This window comes from Brevibacillus sp. NSP2.1 (assembly GCF_000470975.2).
Taxonomy (GTDB): domain Bacteria; phylum Bacillota; class Bacilli; order Brevibacillales; family Brevibacillaceae; genus Brevibacillus; species Brevibacillus agri.
In genome coordinates, this window is sequence record NZ_CP048274.1 from 3,382,979 (window position 1) to 3,401,350 (window position 18,372).

16 protein-coding genes and 2 riboswitches are annotated in these 18,372 nt (G+C 56.3%); of the genes, 5 read left to right on the plus strand and 11 right to left on the minus strand.

Annotated elements, in window-relative coordinates; genetic code table 11:
• Nucleotides 1-219: 219 nt before the first annotated feature.
• A complete protein-coding gene (locus M655_RS16380; protein ID WP_007785304.1) occupies nt 220-1,560 on the minus strand; it encodes a M28 family peptidase in 1,341 nt (446 codons plus the stop codon).
• A gap of 355 nt (nt 1,561-1,915) precedes the next feature.
• Here M655_RS16380 and dat point away from each other — a divergent pair, with 355 nt between their 5' ends.
• Entirely contained in the window at nt 1,916-2,767 is an 852-nt protein-coding gene (gene dat / locus M655_RS16385) for a D-amino-acid transaminase (protein ID WP_026557058.1), read from the plus strand.
• An 82-nt stretch (nt 2,768-2,849) separates the two neighbouring features.
• Here dat and lipM read toward each other — a convergent pair whose 3' ends face one another.
• The 5 genes from lipM to gcvT form a co-directional block, all read right to left on the minus strand.
• A complete protein-coding gene (gene lipM, locus M655_RS16390; protein ID WP_005827220.1) occupies nt 2,850-3,680 on the minus strand; it encodes an octanoyltransferase LipM in 831 nt (276 codons plus the stop codon).
• Between the two features lie 76 nt (nt 3,681-3,756).
• Nucleotides 3,757-4,830, minus strand: a complete 1,074-nt coding sequence (gene murG, locus M655_RS16395) for an undecaprenyldiphospho-muramoylpentapeptide beta-N-acetylglucosaminyltransferase (RefSeq protein ID WP_026557057.1) — start codon at nt 4,828-4,830, stop codon at nt 3,757-3,759.
• A gap of 106 nt (nt 4,831-4,936) precedes the next feature.
• Nucleotides 4,937-6,409, minus strand: a complete 1,473-nt coding sequence (gene gcvPB, locus M655_RS16400) for an aminomethyl-transferring glycine dehydrogenase subunit GcvPB (RefSeq protein ID WP_005827216.1) — start codon at nt 6,407-6,409, stop codon at nt 4,937-4,939.
• Nucleotides 6,402-7,754, minus strand: coding sequence for an aminomethyl-transferring glycine dehydrogenase subunit GcvPA (gcvPA, locus tag M655_RS16405; RefSeq protein ID WP_005827214.1), 1,353 nt, complete (start codon nt 7,752-7,754; stop codon nt 6,402-6,404). Before gcvPA ends, gcvPB begins: the two co-directional genes overlap by 8 nt.
• A 43-nt stretch (nt 7,755-7,797) precedes the next feature.
• A complete protein-coding gene (gene gcvT, locus M655_RS16410; protein ID WP_025843709.1) occupies nt 7,798-8,901 on the minus strand; it encodes a glycine cleavage system aminomethyltransferase GcvT in 1,104 nt (367 codons plus the stop codon).
• Between the two features lie 91 nt (nt 8,902-8,992).
• A riboswitch (glycine riboswitch) is annotated at nt 8,993-9,109 on the minus strand.
• Nucleotides 9,110-9,206: riboswitch (glycine riboswitch) on the minus strand.
• 220 nt (nt 9,207-9,426) lie between these two features.
• Here gcvT and M655_RS16415 point away from each other — a divergent pair.
• The 3 genes from M655_RS16415 (at nt 9,427) to M655_RS16425 (ending at nt 13,238) form a co-directional block, all read left to right on the plus strand.
• Nucleotides 9,427-11,127 carry a DEAD/DEAH box helicase gene (locus M655_RS16415; protein WP_005827210.1) on the plus strand — a complete coding sequence of 567 codons (1,701 nt, stop codon included), beginning with the start codon at nt 9,427-9,429 and terminating at the stop codon, nt 11,125-11,127.
• A gap of 36 nt (nt 11,128-11,163) precedes the next feature.
• Entirely contained in the window at nt 11,164-12,285 is a 1,122-nt protein-coding gene (locus tag M655_RS16420; protein WP_026557056.1) for a YqhG family protein, read from the plus strand.
• A 104-nt stretch (nt 12,286-12,389) separates the two neighbouring features.
• The gene (locus M655_RS16425; protein ID WP_286085841.1) at nt 12,390-13,238 is read left to right on the plus strand and encodes a hypothetical protein; all 849 of its coding nucleotides are present in this window, start codon (nt 12,390-12,392) and stop codon (nt 13,236-13,238) included.
• Nucleotides 13,239-13,351: 113 nt separating this feature from the next.
• On the opposite strand, the gene M655_RS16430 is transcribed toward M655_RS16425, so the two are convergent.
• From M655_RS16430 to M655_RS16450, 5 genes are all read right to left on the minus strand, one after another.
• Nucleotides 13,352-13,606: a YkuS family protein gene (locus M655_RS16430; protein WP_005827202.1), complete on the minus strand. Its 255-nt coding sequence runs from the start codon at nt 13,604-13,606 to the stop codon at nt 13,352-13,354.
• Nucleotides 13,607-13,642: 36 nt separating this feature from the next.
• Nucleotides 13,643-13,804: a YqzE family protein gene (locus M655_RS16435; protein ID WP_005827201.1), complete on the minus strand. Its 162-nt coding sequence runs from the start codon at nt 13,802-13,804 to the stop codon at nt 13,643-13,645.
• A 66-nt stretch (nt 13,805-13,870) separates the two neighbouring features.
• On the minus strand, nt 13,871-14,392 hold the full coding sequence (locus M655_RS16440) for a shikimate kinase (protein WP_026557054.1): 522 nt from the start codon (nt 14,390-14,392) through the stop codon (nt 13,871-13,873).
• Complete coding sequence (locus M655_RS16445; RefSeq protein ID WP_025843704.1) at nt 14,389-16,257, minus strand: stalk domain-containing protein; 1,869 nt, start codon at nt 16,255-16,257, stop codon at nt 14,389-14,391. Before M655_RS16445 ends, M655_RS16440 begins: the two co-directional genes overlap by 4 nt.
• Nucleotides 16,258-16,438: 181 nt before the next feature.
• Nucleotides 16,439-17,401: a substrate-binding domain-containing protein gene (locus tag M655_RS16450; RefSeq protein WP_005827190.1), complete on the minus strand. Its 963-nt coding sequence runs from the start codon at nt 17,399-17,401 to the stop codon at nt 16,439-16,441.
• 146 nt (nt 17,402-17,547) lie between these two features.
• Here M655_RS16450 and modA point away from each other — a divergent pair, with 146 nt between their 5' ends.
• Entirely contained in the window at nt 17,548-18,360 is an 813-nt protein-coding gene (gene modA, locus M655_RS16455) for a molybdate ABC transporter substrate-binding protein (RefSeq protein WP_025843703.1), read from the plus strand.
• Nucleotides 18,361-18,372: the final 12 nt, after the last annotated feature.

The following is an 18,372-nucleotide window of genomic DNA, read 5'->3' on the forward strand; positions in this document are numbered from 1 at the left end:
TCCAATGTGTGGCTATTCCTTGTCATTCGACATATTACGACAAAACGCAGGCAAAACCCCAACAAAACACTCCTTCATGGCTAAAGTTCGCGGTGCGGCCAGAAATCAGGGCACATCCCCTTGTGTTCGCTTGCTCTTCAGCAAAAAAAGCGCCCTCCCGAGGACGCTCCACCTCTTCGTTTCCCGCACTTGTTCCATCGCTCAACACGCAGCAGCGCACTACTGAAAATCTTCCTCCGGCTCGCCCTGTCCGGTCGTCTGTCCTGACCGGATCGGATAGGCCGGAGTCGCCGTGTCCGTTATGTTTCCGACCGCGGAAAAAATCATTTGCGCCGCTTCGGCGAGCTGCTCTTTTTCTATAGTGGCGGGCACATCTCCCGCTCTGTCTGCCTCACCCGCCGCTTTTTGCCGCGTGACGAGCACAGCGGGAATGCCTGCCACGGTCAACGGCGCAAGCTCCCTTTGCTGCTCTGCACGCGCGACTTCCAGCGCAGACTGCTGTGCTCCCGCTTCCGCCAGCAAGCCAGTCGCCAGAACGGCTTCCCGGCGCCCGGCGAAGGCCGTTACGTCTCCGCTCCGCCCCACCGCATCGACGTAGTAGGCGGCGACGATTTTTTGCCTGTCCTGCTCGGTCAGCGATTCGCTGAAGGCCCGCTGCCCGCGCTGGCCCGCTGTCACGGCGCCAAAGCTGACCAGTTGCACCTCGGTATCGAGCTGGCTCTCGGACAGCTTGCGGGCGACCTCAAGCATGACTGCCACGCCGGAGGCATTGTCATTAGCCCCTGGCGACGAAGCGGCTGAATCGTGGTGGGCGAGGATGAGCACGCGCTGGCCTGTTGCCGCCTCTGTCGGCTTTTTCGTCGCGATGATGTTGTAGGCAGTATGCCGCCTTGTCACGCCGCCCTCGACCTTCACAGTGGCTCTCAGCGGCTGTTTCAGCGCCCGCTGCCGGAGCAGTTGCCCTTCCTCCCGCGACAGGCCGATGACCGGAACTGACATGTCCAGCGGCTCGCCCAGCGACGCCCGCCATTCCCCCTCGCGATCGTTCCAGACGATAACCGCTACGGCTCCGGCGGCAGCGGCCTGTCTGACCTTTTCTCCAAACGGAATTTCCCCGCGCTTGACCAGTGCAATTTTCCCCCTCGCCGCGCCGCTGGCAAAATCAGCGGCCCGGCCATAGCCCGCATCGACCAACTCTGCCGTCTGCGCGCCGTTTTGTCCAAACGTCAATGGCAGCGCCGCCCAGCTCCGCTCCCAGCCTTCGATCGCCAGAGACAGGCTCGCGGGCTTTTGGTACGTATGATAATAAAAAGGCTGCAAGGCAGTCTCATAACCGTATGAGCGCAAGGCATTCTCCACATATACCCCTGCGGCAAATTCCGTCTCGGTCGCGGCTGGTCTCGCTGTTTTCGCCAGGCGCTCCACATGGCTGTACAACAGATCGGCATCCATCCCTGTGCGCGCCTGATTCGCATATGCCTGCGGCAGCGCGAAAGACAGCGGCAACAGGCTTCCCCAAACAAGCAGTGCTCCTAGTGCGTAATGACCGGCGGATCGCATGGCATTCTCCCTTCTTCCTGATGCGGTTTGCCTTTATTATGGGCCGCCCTGCCAAACAGCGTCTAGTCAGAATAGTTAGTCAAATACCGGCACGCGCCGTCAGCGGCGGACAGCTTTCGTTTTCCTTCTGCCCAAATCGGCTCGCAGGCACATCTGGTCTTCGCCGAACGCGTCGATTTGTCGAGACGGCGGCGCCTATATGAAAACTTAATAGAGTAGCGCTTCTCCCCGCTAAATAATTGATAGCGGATTTTCCGTTTTCAAATTGACCCTGCGCAGTGCGATTTGCTACTGTTGTATCAAAATCATAAACCGTTGGAAAAAAGCGGATGGAACCACTAGAGGAGGACTCACCATGCTATATGTCGATGGCAAATGGGTTGAAGAGGGGCAAGCGGCCGTTCAACCGGAAGATCGCGGTTACAACTTTGGGGACGGCATTTACGAAGTCGTACGAATCTACAAAGGGCGCCTGTATCAGTGGGACGCGCATCTGACGCGGCTGTTCCGCAGCGCCCGCGAGATCAAGCTTGCGCTGCCGTGGAGCGCTGAAGAGCTGACCCAGTTGGCCAAGGAACTGCTTTTGAAAAACAACATCACCGAGCAGGACGATGCGACTCTCTACTTGCAAATCTCTCGCGGCGCAGCTCCGCGCATTCACGATATCCCGAGCGGCATCAAGCCTGTCATCATGGCTTTTGTCCGCCACAAAGCCCGACCTGTAGAGGACTTGAAAAAAGGCTGGACAGCCCAACTCGTCGAAGACATCCGCTGGCTGCGCTGTGACATCAAGACGCTGAACCTGCTGGGAGCCGTACTGGTCAAGCAGTACGCGAAGGACGCCGGAGCGCAAGATTCGATTTTGCACCGCAACGGCATCATTACAGAGTGCAGCTCGGCCAATCTGTTTGCGGTAAAAAACGGCGAGCTGTACACGCATCCGGCCGACCACTTGATCCTGCACGGCATTACCCGCCAGGTCGTCCTTGATCTGGCGAAGGCAAACGGCATCGGCGCTCACGAGACGGCTTTTGACATCGCCTTCCTGAAGCAAGCCGACGAGCTGTTCCTCACCAGCACGACAGCGGAAATCATGCCGCTTGTATCCGTCGATGGCGAGGCCGTTGGCAACGGACAGCCCGGTCCTGTCACAGCGAGGCTGCAAGCTTTGTTTGAACAGCACATTCACGACAGCGTGCTCGTCTAATTCGATTGATTCCATAAAGAAAGCTCTCCTGACTGGCAGTACGCCCAGGAGAGCTTTTCGCGTATGTTCGCCAACAAACAGCCTAGCGGCGCAAATTCCACTCATCCGTCGCATAGCGCGTCCGGGCGAGCTCCTCCGCCAATGCCAGTTCCTCGTCTGTCAACGCGGACGGCACCAGCTCCACTTCCAGTCCGGTGGCGAAGCCTTTGGAAAACGCTTCAATCGCTTCCTGCAAGCTCACAGGCCGCGGGCTTACCTCGTTGATCGTCACCGCTTTTTGGCGGAAGCTGTCCATCATCCGCTGCTTGACGCGGTCCGACGGGAAGTGCAGCAGCGAGAACAGCAATTCGACGTCCATGTCGAGCAAAATGGAGCCGTGCTGGAGGATGACGCCCTTTTGGCGCGTCTGCGCGCTGCCTGCGACCTTTTTCCCTTCCACGACCAGTTCATACCACGATGGCGAATCGAAGCAAGCGGACGAGCCTGGAGAGGTGTACTTTTCTTTTTCCTCCTCGCTCGCAAGCGACACCATCTCTGCTGCCAGGCCGAGGTTTTGAAAGCCGTGCAAAAGGCCGAGACTGATGATTTTGTACGCCTCGGTGACGCCGGACGGCATCCGCGGATGCTCCTCCGACACGATCACGCTGTAGGTCAGCTCCTGATCGTGCAAAACGGCACGTCCTCCTGTCGCGCGGCGGACAAAGCCCAGCCCGCGCTTTTGCACTTCCTCCAGATTGATTTCCTTGATCGCCTTTTGAAAATAACCAATCGACAAAGTAGCCGGGTCCCACGTGTAAAAGCGAACGGTCGGGGGCACCTTGCCCTCGCTGTGCAACTGCAAAATCGCCTCGTCCACAGCCATGTTCATCGCCGGAGACATCGCTTCCGTCACGATATAGCGCCACTGTTCCATCGTATGTACCTCCCTACTCACAACACCTTCATTTTACGCTTCTCCCCATAGGACGGCAAGGCTTGGATCGGCTGCATCAACGAGCCGTCTCCTCGATGATCGCCATGACCTGCGCCAGCGCGTCCTGCTGCTTTTCGCTTGCGGCGCGCAGCTTCTCCGTAATCGCCGGACGCTTTTGCTGCAAACGGTCCAGCGCCCGGATCAGGCTGTCTGCGCTCAACGCTTCCTCTTCGAGCACCTCGCAAAAGCCTTGCTGCTCAAAAGAGCGGGCGTTCAATATCTGGTCTCCCCTGCTCGCCGCCCGCGACAACGGCACGAGAAGCATCGGCTTTTGCAGTTGCAAAAACTCGTAAATCGCATTGGAGCCTGCGCGCGAGACGACGAGGTCGGTCATCGCCAACAGGTCAGGCAGCTCGTCCTGGACGTACTCGAATTGCCGATAGCCGTCCCGCTTCAGGCTGTTGTCCAACTGATTTTTGCCGCAAATGTGCACGACAGAAAAACGCTTGGTCAACGCGTCGAGCGTGCCGCGAACGGCTTCGTTCAACCGCCTCGCCCCCAGGCTGCCGCCCATGACGAGCAGCACCGGTTTGTCCGGGGAAAAGCCGCACAGCGCAAGCCCCGCTTCCTTCCGGCCTGTTTTCAGCTCGTCGCGAACGATCGCCCCTACATGTGTCCCTTTGCCCTTGGGCAAATGCTGGAGCGTATCGGGAAACGTCGCGCACACTTTAGCGGCAAAAGGCAGCGACAGCCTGTTGGCGAGTCCCGGCGTCAGATCGGACTCGTGCAGGACGACAGGCAGCCCATTCAGCCAGGCGCCAAAGACGACGGGCACGGAGACGAATCCTCCTTTGGAAAAGACGACAGCCGGCTTCCAGGCTGCGAGAAAGCGGTAAGCTTGCCAGGCGCCTTTGCCTACGCGCAGCGGGTCGGTGAAGTTTTTCCAGTCGAAATAACGGCGCAGCTTGCCTGTCGCAATGCCGATGTAGCGCACGCCGTCGAGCCTGCTGACCAGCTCCCGCTCGATCCCTGTCGTCGAGCCGATGTAGGCGACCTCCCAGCCTTGCTGCAAAAAACGCGGGATGAGCGCGAGGTTGACGGTGACGTGCCCCGCGGAGCCGCCGCCTGTAAATACGATCCGTTTGTTCATCATTGGTTCTCTCTCCCCGAAATGTCGGATCAATCCCATCTGTTCATGATAGCATCATTCGGAAAGAAAAACCGCCCTGTAAAAAGGCGGCTTTTCCAAAAGAGAGCTATTGTGCTTGCGGCTGGTAGCGCAGAATCGGCTTGCGCGCCGCTGTCGCTTCGTCCAGACGTTTGACCACGGTTGTGTGCGGCGCTTCCTGTACAAGCTCAGGCGTTTCCTCGCACTCGCGGGCAATTTGCAGCATAACGTCGATGAACTCGTCGAGCGTTTCTTTCGTTTCGGTTTCGGTTGGCTCAATCATCAGGCACTCGTCGACAATCAGCGGGAAGTAGATAGTTGGCGGGTGATAACCGAAGTCGAGCAAGCGTTTGGCGATGTCGAGCGTGCGTACGCCCAGCTTTTTCTGGATCACGCCAGACAAAACAAACTCATGCTTGCAGACGCGGTCATACGGCAGATGGTAAGCCGTAGCCAGACGGCGCATCATGTAGTTCGCGCTGAGCACCGCATTTTGCGACACTTGCAGCAAGCCTTCCGGACCCATGGTGCGGATGTAGCTGTGAGCGCGCACGAGAATGCCGAAGTTTCCGTTGTAGCCTTTTACGCGGCCGATGGAAGCCGGACGGTTGCTGTCCCAGTAGAAGCTGCCGTCTTCTTTTTTCGCCACGATCGGCGTTGGCAAAAACGGTTCGAGAATCTTTTTCACGCCGACAGGGCCAGCACCTGGTCCGCCGCCGCCGTGAGGGCCTGTAAACGTTTTGTGCAAGTTGAGATGCACCACGTCGAAGCCCATGTCGCCTGGACGGGCAATGCCGAGGATCGCATTCGCGTTCGCTCCATCGTAATACAAGAGGCCGCCTGCTTCGTGGACGATTTTCGCCATTTCCACGATGTCTTCCTCGAACAGACCGAGCGTGTTCGGGTTGGTCAGCATGAGTGCCGCTGTATCAGGGCCTACGGCATCGCGCAGCGCCTGAATGTCTACCAGGCCGCGCTCGTCAGAGGCAATCGTGACGGTGTCCAGTCCTGCTACCGCTGCAGAAGCCGGGTTCGTACCGTGCGCGGAGTTTGGCACGATGACTTTTGTGCGGTGGCCTTCGCCGCGGCTCTCGTGGTACGCGCGGATCATCATCAGACCTGTCCACTCGCCTGCTGCCCCCGCAGCCGGTTGCAGCGTAACTGCGTCCATCCCGGTGATTTCAGCCAGCTCTTCTTGCAGGTTGTACAAAAGCTCCAGTGCGCCTTGTACGGTTTCTTCCGGCTGGTACGGGTGCGTCTGCGCGAAGCCTGGGTAGCGGGCAACGTCTTCGTTGATTTTCGGGTTGTATTTCATCGTGCAAGAACCGAGCGGGTAGAACCCGTTGTCTACCCCGTGGTTGCGACGGGACAATTCGGTGTAGTGACGAACCAACTGCAGCTCGGATACTTCCGGCAGTTCAGCAGGAGTTTCGCGGATGAGGTGCTTCGGCAGCAGGCTTGCCACCTCTACCTCTGGTACATCCAATGCCGGCAGATTGTAGCCCACACGGCCCGGTTTGCTCATTTCAAAAATCAGTGCTTTTTCCTGGTCGTTACGCACGTGTGATCGCCTCCAATTCAGCCGCCAATGTGTCGATTTCTTCCTTGGTCCGCAGCTCGGTTACCGCAAGCAGCGTATGGCCCGCGTATTCCGGGTAATCCAGTCCCAGATCGTAGCCGCCGATGATGCCAGCGTCAAGCAGCTTTTTGTTTACTTCTGCCACCGGCTTGGACAGTTTGACTACGAATTCGTTGAAGAATGGAGCGGCAAAGACCACTTCCAGACCTTTTGCCTGCAGCGCTTGCTTGGCGTAATGCGCTTTTTGCAAGTTCATCATCGCCATTTCCTGTACGCCCTGTTTTCCGAGCGCAGTCAGGGTGATCGCAGCCGCCAGTGCCAACAGAGCCTGGTTGGAGCAAATGTTCGAAGTCGCTTTTTCACGACGGATATGCTGTTCACGAGCTTGCAGCGTCAGTACGAAACCGCGCTTGCCGTTCTCGTCTTTGGTTTGCCCGACGATCCGGCCTGGCATTTTGCGCATCAGCTTGGTAGTCGTTGCGAAATATCCGCAGTGTGGTCCGCCAAACGATGCCGGAATGCCGAACGGTTGCATGTCGCCCACCACGATGTCAGCGCCCAGTTTGCCTGGCGCTTCCAATACGCCCAGCGCAAGCGGGTTGGAAGAAACGATGAACAGAGCGCCTTTGCCATGAGCAATCGGCTCGACCGCTGCCAAGTCTTCCACGTTTCCAAAGAAGTTAGGATATTGCACGATAACGGCCGCTGTGTTTTCGTCAATCAGCGCTTCCAGAGCTTGTGTGTCGGTTACGCCGTCGTTGTTGATGCCGACTTCAACCAGCTCTACGCCTTGACCGTACGCGTATGTTTTCAGAACGCCGCGCGCTTCCGGGTGCACAGCACGGGAAACGATGACGCGCTTTTTGCCAGTGTGACCAGCCGCCATCATCGCCGCTTCTGCCAAGGAAGTCGCTCCGTCGTACATGGAGGAGTTCGCTACTTCCATTCCGGTCAGTTCACACACCATAGTCTGGAATTCAAAAATGGCTTGCAGCTCGCCCTGGCTGATTTCAGGCTGGTAAGGCGTATAGGCGGTAAAAAATTCTCCGCGCAGCAACATGTGGTTGACTGTGCTTGGCGCATAGTGCTGGTAAACGCCAGCACCCAAAAAGTTGACGTGCGTGCTGAAGTTCACGTTTTGATTAGCCAGACGCGTGAAGTATTTCACCAGATCAGGCTCGGACAGAGCTTCCGGAATGTTCAGCGCCCCTTTGAAGCGCACTTCTTCCGGGATGTCTGCAAACAGTTCTTCTACACTGGAAATGCCGAGAGTTTCGAGCATTTCGCGCTTGTCCTGATCGGTTTGGGGCAGGTAGCGGTATTTCACGAACGTTGTCCTCCTCAAAATAGGATGTATAGTGGGCGATTGCTTAGTTTTTCGGACGTTTATAAAACGGAGCGGCGACAACCTCTGCTTTGAGGCGTTTTCCGCGAATTTCCACTTCCAGTTGGGTGCCAAGCGCCGCATGTTCGCTTTTCACGAGCGCCAATCCGACGTTTTTCTTCAAGGTAGGGGACTGCGTGCCTGTCGTCACTTCGCCCACCAGCTCTTCGCCGACGTAGACCGGATAGTGCGTGCGCGGAATGCCGCGGTCGATCATCTCGATGCCGACGAGCTTGCGCGGCGCGCCGTTTTCTTTTTGCGCCTTGAGCACCTCTTGGCCGATGAACGGCACTTCTTTGTCCACCTTCACCGCGAAGCCGATGCCTGCTTCAATCGGCGTGATGTCCTTGCTCAGCTCCTGGCCGTACAGCGGCAGCTTCGCTTCGAAGCGCAGCGTGTCGCGCGCGCCAAGTCCGCAAGGCAGAAGCCCGTCTTCCTTGCCCGCTTCAAGCAACGCGTCCCACAGTTCAGCGGCACGCTCTGCAGGCAGGTAAATTTCAAAGCCGTCCTCGCCTGTATAGCCTGTGCGGGATACCAGAGCGGAAATGCCAGCGACCTCTACGTCGCGCTCGAAACGGAAGAAGCCGATTTTCGACAGGTCTGTGGCGGTCAGCTTTTGCAAAATCGACTCGGCCAAAGGCCCTTGAATGGCGATTTGCGCCGTTTGCGGCGAAATGTTTTCAATCGTGACACCCGGAATCAGGTGCTCTTCCAGCCATGCATAGTCTTTGTCAATGTTTCCTGCGTTGATGACAAGCAGGTAATGGTCGTCCGCGTATTTGTAAACGAGCAGATCGTCGACCGTACCGCCGTCCGGGTAGCAGAGCACGCTGTACTGCGCTTGCCCGACAGCCAGCTTGGACACGTCGTTGGTGGTGACGCGCTGCAAGTATTCGAGCGCACTCTCGCCTTTTACGTCTACTTCTCCCATGTGGGATACATCAAACAGACCTGCTTTCGTCCGAACGGCTTCGTGCTCCTGGCCAATGCTGGAAAACTGTACAGGCAGCTCCCAGCCGCCGAAGTCGATTGTCTTGGCGCCGTATTTTGCGTAGGAATCAAACAGTGGCGTTCTTTTCAGATTGGACATGTGTGGCACCTCCCAAAAACTGTTAGTCGGCATTTCTCCCCATGAAAAAACAGAGGCGAAAAAACGGGTACACCAAAAGAACGGTGCCCATTTCTCCTCCTCTGTCCTTGGTACCTGAGAGTTACCTTGCCAATCAAGCGCGGCGGGGATCACCGCGCTTGCAAGTTTCCCCTTTGGTGGCTCCGATTTCGAGCTCTCTCCAGAGTTGCGTCCAGTAGAGGTTCTTTTGCCTGAGAGATTCACCGTTCCCGGCTTGCTCCTTCGGCGCTGCAGTGGTTCGCGCAGTCTCTCCCTGCTACTATCATTCGCGTTGGTTAGATGGTCATACATAAGTTTTTGCTATGATTTCCATACTAATGAATGAACTTCCTCTATATCCTACCATGAGAGTCCGCCGTTGAAAATATGCAAATTAACAGTCAGATCAAGAAATACTTAACAAAATGATGAACACGATCATAAATGTTAAGTTTTTTGATAAAGCGCATGAAAGTTATGGCAGAGCTGTGTAAAGGAGTAACGTATATGCCGAATATTCCTGTTTCATTTGACACGAGCTGGATATCCCCGCTGACGGAGCGAATGCACGAAGACGGCCCCTGGGACAAGTGGGAGCTGTTCAAGCTGGCGCTGGAAGCGGAAGAGGCCATGGCTGTTCGCGAGTTCGATCAGTTGCAATGCCTGAAATACTTGCCGCTGCTCTCCCCGTTTCCCCACCAGTTGCAAACGGCGGAGCGAGTGCTCAACGACATGCGCGGACGCGCGATCCTCGCCGACGAGGTCGGACTGGGCAAGACGATCGAAGCCGGGCTGATTATGAAGGAGTACATGGTCAGGGGCCTGGCGAAAAAAATTCTCGTGCTCGTCCCCGCCTCCCTCGTCATCCAATGGACGAAGGAGTTGCAGCAAAAATTCGGGATTCCCGCCGTGGCGCAAAAAAAGGAGTACATGTGGCGGCAGCATGAAGTCGTCGTCGCCTCCATCGACACGGCGAAACGAGATCCGCACCGCCGCCACGTCCTCGACATCGACTACGACATGCTGATTATCGACGAGGCGCACAAGCTGAAAAACAAACGGACGCGAAACTATCAGTTCGTGAAGGAAATTCGCAAAAAATATTGCCTGCTGCTCACGGCTACGCCGATCCAGAACGAAATGGACGAGCTGTACAACCTGATTAATTTGTTGAAGCCGGGGCACCTCGGCCACTCCACGTCGTTTTCCTCCAATTACGTCGAAGGAAAGCGACAGTCGAAAAACAGCGACAAATTGCGCGAAGAAATTGAAAAGGTGATGATTCGCAACAAGCGAAGCGACGGCGGCATCCAGTTCACCAGTCGCCGCGTCCAGTCGATTCCGATTGAGCTGTCGCAGGAAGAGATGGAGCTGTACGAGGGCGTCACCCGCTTTGTGCGCGACCAGTACCAGACAGGAGCTGGCCTGTTCAACTCGCTCGCCTTGATTACGTTGCAGCGCGAGGTTTGCTCCAGCAAGGAAGCCTCGTTCATGACGCTGTACAACATGCACCAGCGCACCAGCGAAGACTCCCCCCTGCGCGGCCGAATTTTGGAGCTGGTGGAGATGATTAAGCGGATCGAGACGCATTCCAAGGCGGCCAAAACGGTCGAGCTGATCCAGGAGATCAACGACAAAGTCATCATTTTCACCGAGTACCGGGCGACGCAAAACTACCTGCAAAAATATTTGCATGACCACGGCATTACTTCTGTGCCGTTTCGCGGCGGCTTCAAGCGCAGCAAAAAAGACTGGATGACCGATTTGTTTCAAAACCGCGCGCAAGTACTGATCGCCACAGAGGCTGGCGGGGAAGGGATCAACCTGCAGTTTTGCAACCAGGTCATCAACTACGACATGCCGTGGAACCCGATGCGCGTCGAGCAGCGGATCGGCCGTGTCCACCGTCTCGGCCAGAAGCGGGACGTGCACATTTACAATTTGTCCACCGTCGGCACGATTGAGGAGCACATTTTGAAGCTGCTGTACGAAAAAATCGACCTGTTCGAGATGGTCATCGGCGAACTGGACGACATCGTGGAGCGGCTGAATCTCAACTCGTCGCTGGAAGAAAATTTGACGCAGATCATCATGGATTCCAAATCGGCCCGCGAAATGGCGTTGAAGCTCGACAACATGGGCCACGCCATCCGCGCCAGCAGACAACAGCACGCATCCCCTGCCCTGTCGGAAGCGGCAGAGCAGTAGCAGAAAAAACGCACACAAGAAAAGAGGTTTCTCCTGATGCAAGCCAACCAGGTCAGGCAATTTGTAGAGCGCTACCTCGCGACTTTTTCCGCGCACATCGTCGAAGCCCACCCGGATTACTTGACGGTCAAGCTTCCGGTCGAGGTCGACAAGGATATCGGCAACCGCCCGTTTTACTGGAGCTGGGTCGACAAAATGAACCTGGCCTACCAGCCGCTCGTGCTCACCTTTGCGTTTCACCCGGACCGGATGCCGGACGGGCTGCGTGCCGAGCATCTGCATCTGGGCGCTGCGCGCATGCAGCAAATTTTTGCCTCGGCGAAAAAGCACGGGCGCTTTTTATGCATGTACGAGCAAAATACCGCTTCCTTGCCAAGCACCGGCAAGCGTCGCTCCACGCCGCTCGTTCCCTGGCTCGGGCTCAACCTGAAAGTATCGCTCATCTGCGACAAACGGCGCGACATCATGCTCTATCTCGGGATCAACCTGCATCAGCCGCGCCTCGTGCACGACTTTTCCTCGTTTTTGTTTCAGTTGACGCTTGCGCCCGCGATCCCGGACTACTTTTACACGCTCGACCGGAAGCTGTCTGTGGAAGACGCGCTGGAGCTGGCCCGGCAGGAGGTCGATGCGATCATCGCGCAGGAAGACCAGGAGTGGGCCGTAGAGGCGCGGGCGCGACTGACGGAGGAGCTGGACATCCTCGCCGCCTACTACGAAGAGCTGGCCCGACGAGAGCCGCCTGCCGAACAGAGCGAGACAGAAGCAGCCGAGGCGGAAGCGGTAGAGTCCCCGGAGCAAAAAGCCTCGATCCCGCTGCCTGCGCGCGACGCCGTCCCCGCCAGGGAGGCTGTTGTCGAAGCTGCGCAGACGCTTGACGAATACCGCTCTTCCGGCGGGCGAATCCTCGACTTTTTACGTGCCAATGGCGTCCAGGTGACGCCGCGCGAGGAAATCAACCAGGAGGAATGGAAAAAAAGCACGCCGGAAGAAGAAAAACAGCGACGGATGGACGAGCTGCGCTGGCAGTACGAGCCGCGCATCGAGGTTCATTTTATTAACGGCGGACTGTTTTACTTGCACTCTGCTCCGCCTGTCATTAAAGCGCATCCGGCAAAAACGGTGCGCCATCTCCCCGCATCCGGGCGAATCATGTAAAAGATCAGCGAGAAGAAGTGCTGCGGAACTGACAAGTTGCAACAAATCTTTTTGTCATAGCTGGTTACAATAGGAATAAGCTTAGCCTGTACAAAAGGTGGTGCATGTTTGTGACCAGACGATTCCTCCCCCTTCTCGGGGTGCTCTTGTCTTTTGCGTTGCTCGCCTGGCCTGTCCACGCAGAGGAGAGCTGGGACAGAGAGTTTCACGCCCAAATCCAGACGTGGATGAACGAACTCGCCAACCGCGATCCGCAATTCAAGGAGTGGCAAAAAGCCGATACAGAAGTGCAGACGCTCGGCCCGAATCAACATCAGTGGCTGGTCAGCATCAAAAAAACAGACAGACAGGTAGGGTACCTGGTCGTGGGAGAGGCCGTCGAAGCGCCTGCCCAGGAAAAATTCGTGCTGTTGGAATACGGGGTCGGGGAATACATTTTGTTCGACGATGCCTTTGCCCCGCGGGAAATTGCCGCAGAGCCTGTCTACGACGGATTCGCTTCCCACTGGCTGATCGCCCGCCAGTCGTCGCCGCAACTGGTGAACGCCAAAACAGGCGAAGCGTACCCCGCTTCCTTCGCCGCAAACGAGCCAGTCTTTCGCAGCCTGGCTGCGCAAAATCTGGTACAGACCGGGCAACGGCTAACAGAGACGCGCATCCTGCAGCGGGCGCAAAGAGATCCGTTCGACCAGATCGGCTGGGTCAGCCAGTTGTACGGGGACAGCGCAATTTCATGGCCGCAGTTGTGGCAGCAGCAAAGCGATGCACCCGTGACGCTGACCGTTCCGCTGTACCACTCCCAGGTGCTCGCCCCGTTCGTCGTCGGCTCGCTTCATTTGTGGAACGATCAAAACGCTTACGTGGGAGTATGGGATGAAGGGCTGCGCTTTGTCCCCTACGCTTACGCTGACAAGGTCGGAAGATTTTACGTAGCGGGACAGCCGCAGAGCTGATCCGTCGCTTTTGGCAAAAAAACAAGCTCCCTGCCAGTCGCTGGCGGAGAGCTTGTTTTTGATTGGGCTGCGCATGCTTGTCTAGCGAAGGCGCAGCCTTTGGCTTTTTTCGATCAATGATGATCGGTTGGGGAAAGGCGTTCGTGTACGGCATGAAAAACTTCATTGGCCGTCATTCCCTCTGCATTGATTACCGACGCACCTGTAATCGTCTTGTTCTGATCGCCCAAGACGTTTATATCCTGACCCGTAATCACGATCGCGTCGACCACCTGTTGCCAGTTTCCCAAATCGACGACATCATAGCCGTTATCGCACAGCATTTTGCGAATCTGGGAAAGGGACTTTTCTACCGCTACTCTCGCCATACGCACCGCACCCTCCGTCCGCTTACCAAGGTAGGATTATTTGCGCCACAACAGCCGGATCGACATAGGGATCGCCCCGAACCAGCGTGCCGACCAAGGCTCACGCGGAGCCTTTCGCTGACGCCGTTCATCTTTTGGCGTATCCATGTACTGGACAAACAATTTCGTCAGGTACTTCAAATACTCTTGAAAGGACATCGCACGTGACCTCCTTCGTACTCGCAGATACACGCCGTCTTTTTTCCGGCAATAGCGCTGTCCTTTTTATTGTTTCCCGTCTTTTGCGCTTTCAACCACCTGCGCCTTAATTTCGTCCACGATCGCCTCCAGGCTTTTTCCGGTCGTATCCACCTGGATCGGGGCAAAATCGTACGCCCCCGCGCGTTCCGCCATCAATGTTTTCACACGTTCTGCCACCCCGCCGGAAAGCAGCGGGCGCGAAGTATCGTTTTCCAGCCGCCTGATTAATTCTTCTTCGCTGGCATAAAGCGAGATCACGGTTCCTTTTGCCAGCATGACCTCGACATTTTGCTTGCGCAGGACAGCTCCTCCGCCTGTCGTCAAAACTTGCGGACCATCGTCCAGAAGCTGTGACAGCAGGCGGGACTCCGCATCGCGAAAATACGTCTCCCCGTGCCGGGCGAACAGCTCCGGGATGGAGCAGCCTTCCTTTTCGATGATCGCGGCATCCAGGTCATGGTGCGCGATTCCCAAAGAATCGGCCAGCGCGACGCCGACCGTCGTCTTTCCGGTTCCCATAAAGCCGACCAGAATCAAGTTTTTCATTTTGTTTCCGCCACCTTTCCACTCGCTTTTCGCGTTTGAATTTTTACGGTTTTCTCGGCTGGATTGTAGTCCGTATCCCATTCGAATACGTCAGCGAAAAACGACAGCGGCACCATCGTGCGCTCCTTGATTTCCGTCAGCGGATGACCGAGGTCGAGCTTTTGCCCATCGCGGATGGCGAAGCGTTCCCGCTCCTTGACGAACACTTCTCGGCCATTGCCTCTTACGCGAATCATCTGCTTTTCCTGATCCCAGCTTATGGCAAGCCCCATTTTTTCCCCCAGCTCGCGCAGCGGCAAATACACCGTGCCGCCTGTCGCCCTGGCCGGAATGGACGGATAAAAGCTCATGTTGTTGATGATCGTCGTGATGTACGGCTCCAGTTGCACAGCGCCCAGGCCTTCGCGATTCGGCTTTTTCGTCGCGTACACGAAGTATTTCGCTTCGCCTTGCAGCGTTTGCCCCAGCGCCTGGTCGAGATGCTCGGCCCCGATCACGCTGCCGTGGTAGTTTTGCTGCACGCGGTGCAGAAAACGTTTGTACGCGTCATCGCCAATCTGCTTGCGCAAATGGTCAAACAGCAGCGCCCCTTTCGAATACCACGTCCAATGGAACTCTTCTTCGGTCGCGAACTTTTGCAACGGCTTGTCCAGGCTGCCGTTGGGGTAGCGCTCCTGCAAGCGGCGGGCGTCGCGATTGTACTCATCGAGCAGCGTGGAGGCCGACTGCGCTCCGTACCGGTTTTGCAAGTAATGGTACACGCTCAGCTCCACAAGCCCTTCGTCCAGCCAGCCGTGAGACGCTTCCAGCGTCGCCACGCTGTTGTACCACCACAAATGGGCGATTTCATGCGGCAACCAGTGGTCGATCAGATTGCGCTGGTACATGTCGCGCTTGAAAATGGCGAGATTGGCGTACTCCATCGCATACGTCGTGCCCGTGCTCGTCTCGGCAATCGCGACGTGCGGATACGGAAGCGGTCCGTACCAGTCGTTGTACGTAGGAAACACCGACTCCGCAATCGTCTTGATCCGCTGGATGTTGCCTTTGTCCACGGACGCAATATCGACAGACAGGTTCGGCCCCATCTGGATCGTCTCCACATGATACAGCGGGCTGCCGACCAAGGCGAAATTGAGCAGCTTTTTGCCCTCGTAGCGGATTAGCTGCTTGCTGCCCTCGACTGCCTTTGTACTGCCCCGGCCCCACGAGCTGACCCAGTTGTAGCCTTTCGGGGAGACGAAGGAGACGTCGTAGTCGGCGTAATGGTAGACGAACGGATCGCCAAAATCTACCCGTTGCGGCGGATCGTACCATTTTCCTTGCTGGTTTTGCGCGCCCAGCATCGGATACCACGTCGTCAGCGTCCAGATGTCGTCCTTGACGCCAAAGCGCGTCCCTCTGCGCGGCACCGGATTTTCAAACTCGATCGCGAGCGTCCCCCGCATTTCCGCTCCCAGCGGGTTTGCCAGCTTGACCGTGGACAGGCCGCGTTCAAAGGCAAGCGGCTTGTCTTTGTAGCGGATCGACTTGACCGTCATTTTGTTCCACAAATAATCGTAGACGTACAGACGCAGGTCTGCCGTCTGCGGATTGTCAAATTCGACCGTCATTTTCCCCGTAATTTTGGCCTCAGACGTATGTAATTCGGCTTGAATCTTGTAAACGGGATGCAAATCCTTCACGTAGGAAGGCAGCGGCGGATCGTATGAAAACGGATCGGCTCCGGTTTGTTCCGCGCCTGTCGCCTGGCTTGTCTCCAACCATTTGGAAATCGCTGGCCAATAGCTGATGATGCCGATAGAGCCAAACATGACCAGAATCGTTACACATACCAATAAACTCGTTTTTTGCAAAGTCTTCATGACAGCCCCCAAAAAATCGCTCGGCTGCAAGCGTTCATTTTTGTTCCATTGTAGCAAATAAAAAACAGAGTGAGTAGAAATTCAGGAGATTCTGTAGAGAAATCGCCATTTTTGTCGATCTGTTTTGCCGCAAATGAAAAAGCCGCCTCCCTGTCAGCAGCTTGGGCGAACGGCGAATTTCCTACCATGTTTCGTATATGATTTTTCCTGTCTGGCTCAGATCGTAGCCGCCGACTGCCTCCATCTCCTTTTGGAAAGCGGCAGAACGCAGAATGTCGAGGACGGCAGCAAGCAAGGCTTCGTTTTCTTTTGTTTTGAGCATAACGAGATCGTACCTTTCCTTCACCATCGGCACGAACTCCACCCCGACCAGACGCGCTGCCTTTTCGATCCCGACGCCTACGTCCGCTTCCTTGCGGGCGACGACTCCCGCCACCGCGAGATGGCTCGTCTCTTCGTGCTCGTAGCCGTTCACGTCGCGCCCTGCGATTTTCGCCAGCCGGAACTGTTCCTCAATCAGCGTCCGCGCCCCCGAGCCTTTTTCGCGATTGACCATCCGCACTCCCGGCTTGGTCAGGTCGGTCCAGGACAAAATATGTTTGGGATTGCCCTCCTGCACGTAAAAGCCGGCCCAGCGCGCCAGCATGTTGACGACGAGAAAGCGATGCCCGGTCAGGATGCGGCGAACGTATGGCACGTTGTACTCCATCGTCTCTCCATCGAACAAGTGGGTGCTGACGATATCGGCTTTGCCCGTGTACATGGCAACCAGGCTGTTCAGCGAGCCGGCGTAGGAGCGAAGCGGCCGCAGCGACAGCTCGCGCTTTTCCAGATGGCTCGCGAGCAAGTCCAGGCTGACATCCTGCCCGCTAATAATGACGTGGCGCGTCCCTGTCGATTGCGCCTGCTCTATTGTCTGTTGGGCTTGTCCCTGCAGCGGGGCGGAATATGCCGCCTGCGCCGGGCGATAGCCGCCTTTTGCCCGCGCCTTGTACGCCTCCAGGTCGCTTTTGTCTACGCGCATCTGCCTGCCGACACGGTAAGCGGGCAGCTCGCCTTTTTTAATCAGATCGTACACGGTCAACTTCGAGATGCGCAAAAGCTTTGCGATTTCTTCCGTTGTATAAGAATTTTCGTCAGTCATATTTGGCCTCCGTTCCGTTCTTTCCTTTCATTTTCTTTCCATTCTCCTAAATTCGCAATTGATTATTCGCAAGAAGCTACTATAATTCATTTATATCCAGTTATAATTAGTTATAACTAGACATAACAAATGGAGGTCAATTTCCAATGAAAAAGCAATGGCTCGCTCTATGCGCAGCATTCACCCTGATGCTCGGCGCATGCTCGACTTCACAACCCGCTCCGCAGGCGACTGAACCTGCCAAAACAGAAAATGCGCAGCAACAAGCGCCACAAGCGGAGCTGATGGTTTCCGCAGCGGCAAGCTTGACGGATGCCTTAAACGAACTGAAAACTTCTTTTGAGGCCGAAAACCCTGGCACGACACTCACCTTCAACTTCGGCAGCTCGGGAAAACTGGCTACCCAGATTGCCCAGGGCGCTCCTTCTGACGTCTTCCTGTCTGCCAGCCAAAAAGACATGGACGGGCTGGATGAAAAACAACTGATCGTAAAAGATACGCGTCAGGACTTTACCGGCAACGCGCTCGTGCTCGTGGCAGGCAAAGACAGCACGCTTGCCATCAGTTCTTTTGAAGAACTGAACAAGCCGGAAATCAAGCACATCGCAGTCGGCGAGCCGGAAACCGTTCCAGCAGGCCGCTATGCAAAAGAGTCGCTGGAAACGCTGAAACTGTGGGAGTCCTTGTCTGGCCGCATGGTATTCGGCAGTGACGTTCGCCAAGTGCTGACCTTCGTAGAGTCAGGCAACGCCGAAGTCGGAATCGTCTATTCCAGCGACGCGGCGATCTCCAAAGATGTGAAGGTGCTCGCGACAGCCAAACCGGAATGGCACAAGCCGATTGTGTACCCAGGAGCGGTCGTCAGCGCTTCCCAGCATCAAGATGCAGCAAAAGCTTTCCTTGCCTACTTGACAAGCGACAAAGGAAAGGCGATCTTACAGAAGTACGGATTCCAATAAGAAAACGGAGGT

What these genes read in the sequence shown, in the direction of transcription:
- M655_RS16380 (WP_007785304.1), bottom strand. Translation starts at nt 1,560, where the DNA reads ATGCGATCCGCCGGTCATTACGCACTAGGAGCACTGCTTGTTTGGGGA.
- dat (WP_026557058.1), top strand. Translation starts at nt 1,916, where the DNA reads ATGCTATATGTCGATGGCAAATGGGTTGAAGAGGGGCAAGCGGCCGTT.
- lipM (WP_005827220.1), bottom strand. Translation starts at nt 3,680, where the DNA reads ATGGAACAGTGGCGCTATATCGTGACGGAAGCGATGTCTCCGGCGATG.
- murG (WP_026557057.1), bottom strand. Translation starts at nt 4,830, where the DNA reads ATGAACAAACGGATCGTATTTACAGGCGGCGGCTCCGCGGGGCACGTC.
- gcvT (WP_025843709.1), bottom strand. Translation starts at nt 8,901, where the DNA reads ATGTCCAATCTGAAAAGAACGCCACTGTTTGATTCCTACGCAAAATAC.
- M655_RS16415 (WP_005827210.1), top strand. Translation starts at nt 9,427, where the DNA reads ATGCCGAATATTCCTGTTTCATTTGACACGAGCTGGATATCCCCGCTG.
- M655_RS16420 (WP_026557056.1), top strand. Translation starts at nt 11,164, where the DNA reads ATGCAAGCCAACCAGGTCAGGCAATTTGTAGAGCGCTACCTCGCGACT.
- M655_RS16425 (WP_286085841.1), top strand. Translation starts at nt 12,390, where the DNA reads ATGTTTGTGACCAGACGATTCCTCCCCCTTCTCGGGGTGCTCTTGTCT.
- M655_RS16430 (WP_005827202.1), bottom strand. Translation starts at nt 13,606, where the DNA reads ATGGCGAGAGTAGCGGTAGAAAAGTCCCTTTCCCAGATTCGCAAAATG.
- M655_RS16435 (WP_005827201.1), bottom strand. Translation starts at nt 13,804, where the DNA reads ATGTCCTTTCAAGAGTATTTGAAGTACCTGACGAAATTGTTTGTCCAG.
- M655_RS16440 (WP_026557054.1), bottom strand. Translation starts at nt 14,392, where the DNA reads ATGAAAAACTTGATTCTGGTCGGCTTTATGGGAACCGGAAAGACGACG.
- M655_RS16445 (WP_025843704.1), bottom strand. Translation starts at nt 16,257, where the DNA reads ATGAAGACTTTGCAAAAAACGAGTTTATTGGTATGTGTAACGATTCTG.
- M655_RS16450 (WP_005827190.1), bottom strand. Translation starts at nt 17,401, where the DNA reads ATGACTGACGAAAATTCTTATACAACGGAAGAAATCGCAAAGCTTTTG.
- modA (WP_025843703.1), top strand. Translation starts at nt 17,548, where the DNA reads ATGAAAAAGCAATGGCTCGCTCTATGCGCAGCATTCACCCTGATGCTC.